Consider the following 12,422-nt stretch of genomic DNA (forward strand, 5'->3'; position numbering starts at 1 on the left):
TCCCTCTGACTGTCAGCTGACTTTTTCGAGTGAAGCTAGCTTTTGTTCACCTGACTGTCAATAGCGAAGACAGGTCCCTTACGATGGCGGGATGGAGTGGCTTGAGGCGAGCACGGAGAACTGCCCCGTCCAGCGCACGCTCGACGTGATCGGGGAGAAATGGACGCTGCTGATCCTGCGTGACGCCGTCAACGGCGTCCGCCGCTTCGACGACTTCCACCGCCACATCGGCCTGTCGGAGGCCGTCCTCAGCGACCGCCTCCGCAAGCTGACCTCGTCCGGCATCCTGAAGACCGTCCCCTACCGGGAGCCCGGCAGCCGCTCCCGCAACGAATACCGCCTGACCCGCAAGGGCTGGGACCTATGGCCCGTTCTGATGGCGCTGAGCCAGTGGGGCGAGGCATACGCCCTCGGCTCCGAGGGTCCTGTACTGGATGTCCGCCACACCGAGTGCGACGCCCCGGTCCGCGTCGTCGTCGAGTGCTCCGCGGAGCACTCCGCCCTCACTCCCCGTGAAGTCACTGCCCGGCTGGGAACAGGCGCCCGCCTCCGGTCGTGAGCCACCGACCTCGCGGTCGCGGGCCTGACAGCGGTGAGACATCAGCTGAGTGCCGTCTGCTCCGCCACCGTTGCCCCTCAGCGCACGATCGGCTCAGGCGCGCCGCCGAACCGAAGTCGATGGGCGCTCCGGTCGCAGGGTTCAGCGCCTTCGCCGTCCCCGACGTCGCCGGCACACTGGCCGCACCGATGAGCAGTTCTACGGGGAGCGTCAGGCCCGTGCCTTCTTGAACGCAGTGACGAGCGCGACGTGGTTGCGGGAGGGCCCGTCACCTGACGCGTCGGTCGCCACCGACACCCGCGTACAGTCTTTGGTTGGGCGACAGCTCGACTGCGGTCAGCTGCCTGCCGTAGGCGGCCTGTGCGGTGGCAATCGCCTGCTCGCAGGTGTCCGTTTCGGTGTCGATCGTAGGGGCGGTGCCGGCGCGCTTGGTCGCGCGCGGCGGTGCGCGCGCGTAGCTGGAGCCGCCGTCGTGGTCGGCCGTCCCGACCGTCGCCTGCGGGATCGGGACGAGGTCGCGTGCGTCGCGGACCCGCGCGCCGCCGCAGGCCATGTCGGCGTCCGTCCACCGTCCCGATCCTGCAGGCACGCGGATCTTGCAATTGCCGCGCCCGTACCGCTCGGTCAGATCTTCGTCTTCTCCCGGACCCACGCGCCGATCTGTGCGATGGCGGCGTCGGCCTCCGGAACCCGGCCGGCACCGTAGACGTACGAGTGCTGGCCTCCCGGGACGACAACCGTCGCCGTGTCGATTCCGGCGTCCTTGACGCGGGCGGCGAACTCCTCGTCCTCGCCGGCCAGGACCTCGTACGTTCCCCAGGAGACGAGGGTCGGGGGCAGACCGCTCAGGTCCGCCCGGTTCAGATTGATCCTGGTGTCCGTGAACTCGATGCCCGTGCCGCCGACCCAGGACTCCCGGAAGAACTCCAGCAGCTCCTTGCTGAGTATCTTGTCCGTCTCGGCCTTGGTCGCCATGGTCTCGTTGGCGATCTCGAGGTCGCACCAGGGGGAAATCGACACGATGGCGCCGGGCAGCGGCTGCTTCTTGTCGCGGAGGCGAAGCGCCAGGGCGACAGCGATGAACCCGCCGATGGAGTGGCCGATCGTGATGATGTTTCCCGGCTCATACCCTTCGGACAGCAGCCAGTTGAAGGCCATCTCCGCGTCGTCCACCTGAGCCGGGTACTTGTGTTCCGGTGCTCGCCGGAAGTCCAGGACCAGTACAGGGGCTCCTGCGGCCTTGGCGATATGACCGGCGAGCTTTCGGTCGACGAATGCCGACGACAGAACGGAGCCCCCGGCGTGACCGTGCAGGAGGACGTAGTCGGTGTTGGCGTCGAGCGGTTCGCACCAGATTCCCGGAACGCCACCCGCGTCCACTTCCCGATAGGTGACGCCTTCCGGCTCGCGGGCCGTGAGATGGACGCTCTCCGACCGGGTGCGTATCGCATCCACCTCGGACTCGGGAATCACCAGTCCGGCCATAAAGTCCGCGAATTCGATCGCTTCCGGGCTCAGTTCAACAGCAGCGTGATCAGACACGTGGCACCTCCATGGGGCCATTGGGGGACACCGGCCCGCCAGGACCGGTATCGCCGGGGATTGTCAGGCGGTGTAGGTGGGGTAGTCGGTGTAGCCGGCCTCGCCGCCGCCGTAGAAGGTGGCGGGGTCGGGGGTGTTCAGCGGCGCGCCGGTGCGTACGCGCTCGACCAGGTCGGGGTTGGCGAGTGCCATCACACCGACGGTGACGATGTCGGCCAGGCCGCCTTCGATGTCCTTCGCGCGGGTGGCGATGTCGGTGCCGGCCCGGTTGAGAACCAAGGTGTTCGGCCACAGCTTGCGGAGGGTGCGCAGGAGTTCGTCGTCGCCGCCGTGGCCGATGTGCAGGTAGGCGAGGTCGAGCGGGGCGAGGGCGCGCACGAGTGCCGGGTACAGCTCGTGGGTGTCGCTCTCCGCGATGTCGTTGAACGGGTTGCCGGGAGAGATCCGCAAGCCGGTGCGGCCGGCCCCGATCTCCTCGGCCACGGCGGTGGCGACCTCCACCGCGAAGCGGATGCGATTGTCGAGGGAGCCCCCGTAGCGGTCGGTGCGCTGGTTGGTGTTGGTGGCGAGGAACTGGTGCACGAGGTAGCCGTTGGCGCCGTGGATCTCGACGCCGTCGGCGCCGGCCGCGATGGCGGCCGCCGCGGCGCGCCGGAAGTCCTCGACCGTCGCGGCGACCTCCTCGGTGGCCAGCTCACGCGGTACCGGCATCTCCTGAGGGCCGGACGGGGTGAACATGGTGCCCGCCGGCTGAACCGGGGAGGGGGCGACCGGCTGCCGGTGGTGGGGGGTGTTGTCGGGGTGGGACATCCGTCCGGCGTGCATGAGCTGGATGACGATGCGTCCACCGACGCCGTGCACGGCGTCCGTGACCTTGCGCCACCCGGCGATGTGCTCCTCGGAGTAGATGCCGGGGGTGAGCAGGTAGCCCTGGCCGTCGGCGTTGGGCTGGGTGCCCTCGGTGATGATGAGGGCGTGCGAGGCGCGCTGGGCGTAGTACTCGGCGTTCAGCTCGGTGGGTATGCCTTCCGGGGTGGACCGGTCCCGCGTCATGGGGGCCATCGCAAGCCGGTGCGGCAGGGACATCTCCCCGGCGACGATCGGGTTCCACAGGGCGTTCAACATGGATGATTCCTCAAATAAGGTGTGAGAGAGCTACGGGGTGGCGGGCTGCCGCGAATAGCGCGTACGCGATGACCGGCCGGATGGGCCCGGTGACCTTCCGCTGTGGAAGTCATTACGCCGTCGGGGTTGACGGTGATGTTCTCGGGGATCTTGCCGGCGGCGAAGTCGAACTTCGCCGCGGTCCGTACGTCGGTGACAACGGATCCGCGATACGAGTGTCCCGTCCCCGTGGACGCGGACGGCGCCGACACCAGGACGGCCGCCGTCGCGGTGACCGCCAGCGCGATTCCGACGTTCTCCTTCAGAAAGCGCCTTGCGCTCGATGCACTGCGCCGGGCCGTTTGCTGGCGTTGCTGCTGTATGACTCTCCTCGGCAAATCAACGAGTGACTGATCAATGAACTTTCGGGAGATTAGAGATATCAGGCATATAAGGACATTAAGGCGGAATCGGCGCCCTTGAAGCCGGACCGGGATGTCACGTGGGCATGCGGTTGTTCTTGCGGATCTGCTTGTCGAACGCTCCGGCGGGGACGAGGCGGCGCGCTGTGGTGACGCGTGAGGCCAGCGGGCCGGCGGTGTAGCGCAGCTTCGGCTTCTTGTCCGTGGCCGCAGTGACGATCACTTTGGCGACGACGGCGGGGTCATCGCCGTCCTTCATCGCATCCGCCATCACCTCGTCGAAGACGCGCCGTCGCTCCGCGTACAGAGGCAGCGGGGTGTCGGGCTGCGCGGCGTTGGTGTCGAAGCTGGTCTTGGTATAGGCGGGCTGGACGAGGAGGACCCGGACGCCGTGCTCGCGGACCTCGTGGTCCAGCGACTCGGAGTAGCCCTCGATGGCGTGCTTCGACGCGACATAGAGGGCCATGAAGGGCTGGGGGGCGACCCCGAGGACGGACGAGATGTTGATGACGCGTCCGCCGCCCTGGGCGCGCATGTGCGGCAGGACGGCCTTCGTCATACGGACGACACCGAGGACGTTGATGTTCAGGACGCTCTGGGCCTGGCTGACGGAGTTCTCCTCGACGGCGCCCGCCGAGCCGATGCCTGCGTTGTTGACCAGGACGTCGATGCGTCCGAACCGGTCGATCACCTCTCCGACCGCGGCGGTGGCCGAGTCGTCACTGGCCACGTCGAGATCGAGGTACGTCACACCGGCGGGCGGGGTGAGTCCGGATGTCTTGCGGCCGGTTCCGATCACCTCGAAACCCGCCGCGACGAAGGCACGGGCCGCCTCCTTGCCGATCCCCGATGAGGCACCTGTCACGAGCGCCACCGGCCGAGTTGCCGCCATCACGAACTCCCTTGGGTTTTGAATTACGATCGTATGTCTTACGTTCGTACGACCATAAGAGGGTCGTCGGTCGATGGCAAGTGGTCACGTCCGGCAATCCGAGAAAGATCCGGGAAACGGTGGGGTGCGGTACGGGAAAGACCACGAGCGGACGACGAGCAGTTGACCGAGACGGCCGGTCCTCTGACACGGACGCGCCGACGCCTCGCGCCGGCCGGACCGACCGTCGCGCTCACCTGCCTCGCGGTGACGACCAGGGACATCGGGCGGCAAACGTAGTGATCAGCCCTGACGACAGCGACCCACGCAGCCGCGCCTGGCCGGACGACGTGCGTCCGGCCGCGCCCGAACACCCCCGCATCGCCGCCCCCGGGTACGAAGAGCTCGTGCCGGCGCACTCAACGAGGCCGACCTTGGCCAAGGACACCCCGAAAGCAGCAGATCAGAGTCGGTACGCGCACACAGAGAGACTCGGCGCCGATCAGACCGAGCGCCATCGCCAGTGCCAACTATCCCGCTTTTGTGCCAACTAAAAAGCCTCGTCACACATGTGGTCAGCGGCGCACCCGCGGCATACCCAGGCCGATCCAGGAGATGATCTCCCGCTGGATCTCGTTGTTGCCGCCGCCGAAGGTGAAGACGACGCTGCTGCGGTAGCCGCGTTCCAGCTCGCCGTGCAGGACCGCGCCCGCCGAGCCCTCCTTGAGGGGGCCCGCGGCGCCGACGATCTCCATGAGCCAGGCGTAGGCGTCGCGGCGTGCCTCGGAGCCGTAGACCTTGACGGCGGAGGCGTCGTGCGGGGTCAGGGTGTCGCGCTGGAGGGCGTCCACCATCTGCCAGTTGAGCACCTTCATGGCGTCCAGCCGGGCGTGGGTGCGGGCCAGCCGGGTGCGCACCCAGGCCAGGTCGATGACCCGGCGGCCGTCCGGGAGCTTGGTGTCGGCGGCCCACTGCTGTACGCCGCGCAGGGCGCGGATGGCCATGGTGCCGTGGGCGGCGAGGGTGACGCGTTCGTAGTTGAGCTGGGTGGTGATCATCCGCCAGCCCTCGTTCTCGGCACCGACGCGGCGGGTGGCCGGGACGCGGATGTCCTCGTAGTAGCTGGCGGTGGTGTCGTGGGAGGCGAGGGTGGTGATGACGGTGCAGGAGTAGCCGGGGTCGGTGGTCGGTACGAGCAGGATGCTGATGCCCTGGTGGGGCTTGGCGTCGGGGTCGGTGCGGACGGCGAGCCAGACCCAGTCGGCGGTGTCGCCGTTGGTGGTCCAGGTCTTCTGGCCGTTCACCACGTAGTCGTCGCCGTCCCGTACGGCACGGGTCTTGAGGGCGGCGAGGTCGGTTCCGGCGTCGGGCTCGCTGTAGCCGATCGCGAAGTCGATCTCGCCGGAGAGGATGCGCGGCAGGAAGTACCGCTTCTGCTCGTCGGTGCCGTAGCGCATGAGCGTGGGGCCGACGGTGTTGAGGGCCATGAGCGGCAGCGGGACGCCCGCCTGGGCGGCCTCGTCGAAGAAGATGAACTGCTCGACCGGGCCCAGCCCCCGCCCGCCGTACTCCCGGGGCCAGCCCACGCCCAGCCAGCCGTCGCCCCCGAGGCGGCGGATGGTCTCGCGGTAGAACCGCTTCTGCCCGGCGGGGTCGGCGTAGCGTGCGTAGGCGTCGTCGGGGACCAGCTCGGCGAAGTAGGTGCGCAGCTCGGCCCGTAACTGCCGCTGCTCAGGGGTGTATTCGAGGTCCACGGCCCCTCCTGGAGTCTCGCGTGCGCCCGACGGCGGTCTGGGAGCGTCCTGGGATCGAGGGGCACGGTAGAACGCGTTCCAAAAATTCGGAAGGGCCGTGGGGCCGTGGACCGTCAGGCGCTCAGCTCGTCTCGTCCGCCGGGGGCGGGCGGTCGTCCGCGCCGGGCCGTACGACGCGTACCGGCTGGCCCGGACGCCAGGTCCGCAGGCTCAGCCCCGATTCCCCGGCCTCGGTCTGCACGACCTCGGTCACCTCGGCGCGGAAGAGGTGGAACGGCTCGGGCGGATGGACCTCGGCGGCGAAGCGGGCGAGCGCGTCCGGGTCGGTCACCTCGACGGCCCGGCCGCTGACCCGGACGTCGCCACCGGGGGTGCCGGTGTCGGCACCGGGGTTGGCCTGGATCGAGAAGCGCCGGTCGCGGCGCAGGTCGACGGCCTTGCGCGAGTCGGGCATCATGCCGAGCCACAGTTCCCCGAAGCGGAAGTTGACCTCCAGCGGTGTCAGCCGTGGGGAGCCGTCCTGGCGCAGGGTGGCCAGGACATGGGTGCGGTAGCGCTCGAAGCGCTCCTGCGCGGCCGTGGCGAAGCCGGGCTCGGCGGCCTGGAATCCGGCCCAACTGGTGATCGGATGCGTCGTCATGGCGCCCATGTTCGCGGGATTACCCGACGCCTTCTGTCCGGTTTTCCGGGACTGAAGGGACTCCCCCGCACCACGCGAGGCCACTTGGCGCGCCTGATGCGGCGGCAGATACGCGCTCCACACGGTGCCCGGCAGCGGGAAACCGACCCAGGTGCGGGCGTACGACGGCGGCCGGGCGCCGCCGTCGCGCCGGACGAGCAGCGCGGTGGGCTCGTGTGCGGCCCGCCGCAGCAACCCGGACACGCTGGTGGAGCGGTTGTTCCCGGCGGTCTGGGCGGAGGCGCAGCCCGCGTGGTACGCGACGGGCAGGGCCCGGTCGCCCGCCACCAGGCACGGCGGCCGCAGCCCCAGCCGCGTCAGCCCGTCGGCGGCGGTGCGGTAGCGGCCGGTGGTCTTCTCGGAGACCGCCGAAGTGTGCGTGAGGACGGCGACCTGGCTGCCCAGCTGGAGCAGGACGACGATCCCGAGCGCGGTGGCCATGTGGCGGGGCGAACGCGCGGCGCGTACGGCGCGGAAGCCCAGCGCGGCGATGGGCAGGGCGAGCAGCGCGTAGGAGGGCATCAGGAAGCGCGGCGCCGAGTAGTCGATGAGCAGCAGGTAGGGGACGGAGAGGGAGGCCGCGCAGACGATGGGCAGCACGGTGACCGGCACGCCGGGGTCCTGGGGTGCGTGGGGCCGCCCGAGCCCGACGCGCACCCGGGTCCGCCGTTCGTGACGGTCCCGCAGGGCGAGGCCGACGGCGGTGAGGGTCAGCACCGGCAGCGAGAGCCACCATAAAGTCAGCTCCGGGTGGGTCAGCGGCACTTCGCACGGGCGGCACAGCTGCGGCCCGTTGAGGCTGCGCAGCGCGGCGCCGACGGCGAAGTGGAGGCCCATGCCGCCCTCGACCTCGCTGGAGACGTCCAGCCGCCCGCCGATGCCGCCGAAGCGTTCGTAGGCCTCGCCGATCCACTGCGCGGAGCCGAGCAGGAGCCCACCCACCAGCGGGGGCAGGGCGGGCCGCCAGGTCCGTACCCGGAGCGCGGCGGCCAGCAGCGGGAGGGCCAGCCAGCCGCCGTCGGGGGTGCGGACGAGCGTGACACCGGCGACGAGGGCGGCGAGCCACCAGCGGGCATGGCGCTCGGTGGGCAACCGCAGGAACCAGCCGACGGCGGCCACCGCGCCGAGCGCGACCCAGAGGTTGGGCATCACGGCGGGTCCGCTGATCATGGTGATCCACAGCCCGGCGAAGAGCAGCGCGGCGAGCGCCACGGGGCCGCGGGGCAGCAACCTGTTCCAGACGCGGAAGGCGGCGTAGAGCGCGCCCGCGGAAAGCACCGCAAGGAGGACCCGGAGCACCGTAATGGAGGACGTGGCGGCCACCACCGGGGAGACCAGCATGCTGATGCCGCGGGAGCGCGGCGCGCTGAAGTACGCGGACGGGGTGCGCGGGTCCACCTGGGAGACGTACACGGACTCGTCCCAGCCCCACGCGTGCCCGACGTGCGGAACGACCACGGCGAGCTGGACCGCCGCATAGCCGACGGCGACCACCGCGAGCCACGGCGCGCGGCGCCGGTGGCGCGGCGGCTGGGGTGGATGCGGGCGCGGGCGCGCGGCAGCGGTCGCCGGTGCGGCAGTGTTCTCCATGCGCGCACCATATGATGCCTATGTACCTTTTTCTGCTTATTAGGCCGATCGGCTCAGCGTCCCAGGGGTGCCATGACCGCGCCGGATCCGTACGCTGTTGCAGCGGTGCACAGCTCCCACCCGGTGGAGGACGAACACGCCCATGAAGATGCTCATCAATGTGGCCGAAACCGTGGTCGCCGACGCACTGCGCGGACTGGCCGCCTCCCATCCCGAACTGACCGTGGACGTCGAGAACCGGGTGATCGTCCGGCGGGACGCGCCGGTGCCCGACAAGGTGGCCCTGGTCTCCGGCGGCGGCTCCGGCCACGAGCCGCTGCACGGCGGGTTCGTGGGGCGCGGCATGCTCGACGCGGCCTGCCCCGGCGAGGTCTTCACCTCCCCCGTCCCCGACCAGATGGTGCGCGCGGCGGCCGCCGTGGACAGCGGCAAGGGCGTGCTGTTCGTCGTCAAGAACTACACGGGCGACGTGCTCAACTTCGACATGGCCGCCGAACTGGCCGAGGACGAGGGCATCCAGGTCGCCAGGGTGCTCGTCGACGACGACGTGGCGGTGTCCGACAGCACCCACACGGCGGGCCGCCGCGGCACCGGCGCCACGCTGTTCGTGGAGAAGATCGCCGGCGCGGCGGCCGAGGAAGGGGCACCGCTGGAGCGGGTCGAGGCGATTGCCCGCCGGGTCAACGCGTCATCGCGCAGCTTCGGCGTGGCGCTCTCGCCCTGCGCGACACCCGCCAAGGGCGGCCCCACCTTCGATCTGCCCGCCGGGGAGCTGGAGTTGGGCGTGGGCATCCACGGCGAGCCGGGGCGGGAGCGGCGCGCCATGATGACCTCGCGCGAGATCGCCGACTACGCGGTGGACGCGGTCCTGGACGACCTGCGCCCGGACAATCCGGTGCTCGTCCTGGTCAATGGAATGGGCGCCACCCCGCAGCTGGAGCTGTACGGCTTCGCGGCCGAGGTGCACCGGGTGCTCGGCGAGCGCCGCGTGGCGGTGGCACGTACGCTCGTCGGCAACTACGTCACATCACTCGACATGGCGGGCGCCTCGGTCACGCTGTGCCAGGTCGACGAGGACCTGCTGCGGCTGTGGGACGCGCCCGTACGGACCGCCGGGCTGCGCTGGGGCTGCTGACCCGGACCACCGGGCCCGGACCACCGGGCCCGGACCGCCGGATACGGACCACCGGGCCCGGCCCGCCGGACCCCACCGGCTGACCTGATACGTACGCTGTCGCCGTCGGTTACCGTCATGAGGAGGCGTCTGTGTCCAGCAGTGAATCCGCAGTCGAACATGCGCTCGACACCTCTTTCTTCCAACGCTGGCTCACCGCCGCGGCCGAGTCCGTGCACCGCGAGGCGGCCCGGCTCACCGAGCTGGATTCCGCGATCGGCGACGCCGACCACGGCACCAACATGCAGCGCGGTTTCGCGGCCGTGACGGAGGCGATGGAAAAGGAGCCGCCGGGATCGCCCGGCGCCGCGCTCATCCTGGCCGGGCGCCAGCTGATCTCGAAGGTGGGCGGCGCCTCCGGGCCGCTGTACGGGACGCTGCTGCGGCGCGCGGGCAAGGCACTGGGCGACGCGGCGGAGGTCACGCCCCAGCAGCTGGCGGACGCGCTGCGGGCCGGGGTGGACGCGGTGGCCCAGCTCGGCGGCGCCGCACCGGGCGACAAGACCATGCTGGACGCGCTGCTCCCCGCGGTGGAGGCGCTGGGCGGCGACACCGCCTCGTTCACCGCGGCGGGCGAGGCCGCCGACAAGGGCGCGCTGGCCACCGTGCCGATGCTGGCGCGCAAGGGCCGGGCCAGCTATCTGGGCGAACGCAGCGTCGGCCACCAGGACCCCGGCGCCACCTCGTCCGCGCTGATCGTCGCGGCGCTGGCGGAGGCCGTCCGATGACCCAGGACAGCGGGGAGAAGCTGGTCGGGGTCGTGGTCGTGTCGCACAGCGGGGAGGTCGCCGAGTCGGTCGCCCGGCTGGCCACCGCGCTGGCCGGTGGCGGGACGGCGCCCGTGCGGGCCGCGGGCGGCACCCCGGACGGCGGATTCGGCACCAGCGAGGAGCTGATACGCGAGGCGGCGTACGCCGTCGACCAGGGCGCCGGGGTGGCCATACTGGTCGACCTCGGCAGCGCCGTACTGACCGTCAAGGCGCTGCTGGCCGAGGAGGACGAGCTTCCGGAGGGCTCCCGGCTGGTGGACGCGCCGCTCGTGGAGGGCGCGGTGGCGGCCGTGGTCACCGCGTCCACGGGCGCGGACGTGGACACCGTCGCCGGAGCCGCCGCGGAGGCGTACGACTACCGCAAGGTCTGAAGCGCCGCGCACGGGCCCGGGGACATCGCAAACCGCCTGCCACCGGGCCCGGATCGCCGCGCCCCGTTCGTATGGGTGCGGCGCCCGCAGCGGACGGCCCAAGTATGGAGTCCCCGTACATATCCGAGCTGACATGCGCATTTCTACGGTGTGGGCACTCGCATCCGTCCCCGCACCCGCTCGGAAGTGGTAACCATGGCTACCCCGGCCCCCGCTCCCCCTACCAGCCCCGGATCGCTGCGCCGCGTCGTCGCGGCGAGCCTCATCGGCACCACCATCGAGTGGTACGACTTCTTCCTCTACGGGTCGGCCGCCGCGCTCGTCTTCAACAAGCTCTTCTTCCCCGACTCCGACCCGCTCGTCGGCACCCTGCTGTCGTTCCTGACGTACGCGGTCGGCTTCGCCGCCCGGCCCATCGGCGCCCTGGTGTTCGGGCACTACGGCGACCGGCTCGGCCGTAAGAAGCTGCTGGTCCTGAGCCTGCTGCTGATGGGCGGGGCGACCTGTGCGATCGGCCTGCTGCCGACGCACGCCACGGTCGGCTCGGCCGCGCCCGTCCTGCTCACCGCGCTGCGGCTGGTGCAGGGCTTCGCGCTCGGCGGCGAATGGGGCGGGGCGGTGCTGCTGGTGTCCGAGCACGGGGACGCGCGACGGCGCGGATTCTGGGCGTCCTGGCCGCAGACCGGCGCCCCCGCCGGGCAGTTGCTGGCCACCGGGGTGCTGTCCGCGCTGACCGGGCTGCTCTCCGAGGGCTCCTTCGAGTCCTGGGGGTGGCGGGTGCCGTTCCTGCTCTCCGGTGTGCTGGTGCTGGTCGGCTTGTGGATTCGTCTCTCTGTCGATGAATCACCGGTGTTCAAGGCGGCGCTGGCCCAGGCCGAGGCGCGGAAGTCCGCCGACGTGGCGGAGAAGATGCCGCTGGTGGCCGTCCTGCGCCACCACTGGCGGGACGTCCTGGTCGCCATGGGAGCCAGGATGGCCGAGAACATCAGCTACTACGTGCTCACGGCCTTCGTCCTCGTCTACGCCACTTCCGACCACGTGGGCCTCGGCAAGCAGACCGCGCTGAACGCCGTCCTCATCGCCTCCGCCGTGCACTTCGCGACGATCCCGGCCTGGGGCGCCCTCTCGGACCGCATCGGCCGCCGTCCGGTCTATCTGCTTGGCGCCGCGGGCGTCGGCGCGTGGGCGTTCCCCTTCTTCGCCCTCATCGACACGAAGGGCTTCGGGGCGCTGCTCCTCGCGGTCACGGTCGGGCTGGTCTTCCACGGTGCGATGTACGCGCCCCAGGCGGCCTTCTTCTCGGAGATGTTCGCGACGCGGATGCGGTACTCGGGCGCCTCGATCGGCGCCCAGTTCTCCTCGGTCGCGGCCGGGGCGCCCGCACCGCTGATCGCCACCGCGCTGCTGGCCGACTACGACAGCGCCACGCCGATCGCCCTGTACGTCATCGCGGCGGCGCTGCTGACGATGGTGGCGGTCGGCGCGGCGAAGGAGACCCGCGAACGCGACCTGGCCGCGATCCGGCCGGGCGACGACGAGCCGCGGGCGGCGTCGAAGGCTTCCCGTTCGGCCTCGGCATAGGAGGT

General features: G+C 70.8%; 11 protein-coding genes. 5 read left to right on the top strand and 6 right to left on the bottom strand.

Annotation, left to right across the window (positions count from 1 at the left end; translation table 11 throughout):
* Positions 1-91 precede the first annotated feature (91 nt).
* Positions 92-559, top strand: coding sequence for a helix-turn-helix domain-containing protein (locus tag HYQ63_RS06270; RefSeq protein WP_179932913.1), 468 nt, complete (start codon positions 92-94; stop codon positions 557-559).
* 268 nt (positions 560-827) lie between these two features.
* On the opposite strand, the gene HYQ63_RS06275 is transcribed toward HYQ63_RS06270, so the two are convergent.
* The 6 genes from HYQ63_RS06275 to HYQ63_RS06300 all read right to left on the bottom strand — a co-directional run bounded on the left by HYQ63_RS06275 (position 828) and on the right by HYQ63_RS06300 (position 8,521).
* The gene (locus HYQ63_RS06275; RefSeq protein WP_179932914.1) at positions 828-1,148 is read right to left on the bottom strand and encodes a hypothetical protein; all 321 of its coding nucleotides are present in this window, start codon (positions 1,146-1,148) and stop codon (positions 828-830) included.
* A 35-nt stretch (positions 1,149-1,183) separates the two neighbouring features.
* The gene (locus HYQ63_RS06280) at positions 1,184-2,101 is read right to left on the bottom strand and encodes an alpha/beta hydrolase (protein WP_257231663.1); all 918 of its coding nucleotides are present in this window, start codon (positions 2,099-2,101) and stop codon (positions 1,184-1,186) included.
* Positions 2,102-2,164: 63 nt separating this feature from the next.
* Entirely contained in the window at positions 2,165-3,226 is a 1,062-nt protein-coding gene (locus tag HYQ63_RS06285; RefSeq protein WP_179932917.1) for an alkene reductase, read from the bottom strand.
* A 477-nt stretch (positions 3,227-3,703) separates the two neighbouring features.
* Entirely contained in the window at positions 3,704-4,519 is an 816-nt protein-coding gene (locus HYQ63_RS06290) for an oxidoreductase (protein WP_179932918.1), read from the bottom strand.
* 554 nt (positions 4,520-5,073) lie between these two features.
* Positions 5,074-6,252, bottom strand: coding sequence for an acyl-CoA dehydrogenase family protein (locus HYQ63_RS06295; protein ID WP_179932920.1), 1,179 nt, complete (start codon positions 6,250-6,252; stop codon positions 5,074-5,076).
* Between the two features lie 121 nt (positions 6,253-6,373).
* Complete coding sequence (locus HYQ63_RS06300; protein WP_179932922.1) at positions 6,374-8,521, bottom strand: pyridoxamine 5'-phosphate oxidase family protein; 2,148 nt, start codon at positions 8,519-8,521, stop codon at positions 6,374-6,376.
* A gap of 142 nt (positions 8,522-8,663) precedes the next feature.
* Here HYQ63_RS06300 and dhaK point away from each other — a divergent pair, with 142 nt between their 5' ends.
* The 4 genes from dhaK to HYQ63_RS06320 all read left to right on the top strand — a co-directional run bounded on the left by dhaK (position 8,664) and on the right by HYQ63_RS06320 (position 12,417).
* Positions 8,664-9,656, top strand: a complete 993-nt coding sequence (dhaK, locus tag HYQ63_RS06305) for a dihydroxyacetone kinase subunit DhaK (RefSeq protein ID WP_179932923.1) — start codon at positions 8,664-8,666, stop codon at positions 9,654-9,656.
* A 131-nt stretch (positions 9,657-9,787) separates the two neighbouring features.
* On the top strand, positions 9,788-10,423 hold the full coding sequence (gene dhaL / locus HYQ63_RS06310; RefSeq protein WP_179932925.1) for a dihydroxyacetone kinase subunit DhaL: 636 nt from the start codon (positions 9,788-9,790) through the stop codon (positions 10,421-10,423).
* Positions 10,420-10,836 carry a PTS-dependent dihydroxyacetone kinase phosphotransferase subunit DhaM gene (locus tag HYQ63_RS06315; RefSeq protein WP_179932927.1) on the top strand — a complete coding sequence of 139 codons (417 nt, stop codon included), beginning with the start codon at positions 10,420-10,422 and terminating at the stop codon, positions 10,834-10,836. The genes dhaL and HYQ63_RS06315 overlap by 4 nt, the downstream gene beginning before the upstream one ends.
* Positions 10,837-11,031: 195 nt before the next feature.
* Positions 11,032-12,417 (top strand): MFS transporter, encoded by a 1,386-nt coding sequence (locus HYQ63_RS06320; RefSeq protein ID WP_179932929.1) that lies wholly within the window; start codon positions 11,032-11,034, stop codon positions 12,415-12,417.
* Positions 12,418-12,422 lie beyond the last annotated feature (5 nt).

Source organism: Streptomyces sp. Rer75 (assembly GCF_013414305.1).
Taxonomy (GTDB): domain Bacteria; phylum Actinomycetota; class Actinomycetes; order Streptomycetales; family Streptomycetaceae; genus Streptomyces; species Streptomyces himastatinicus.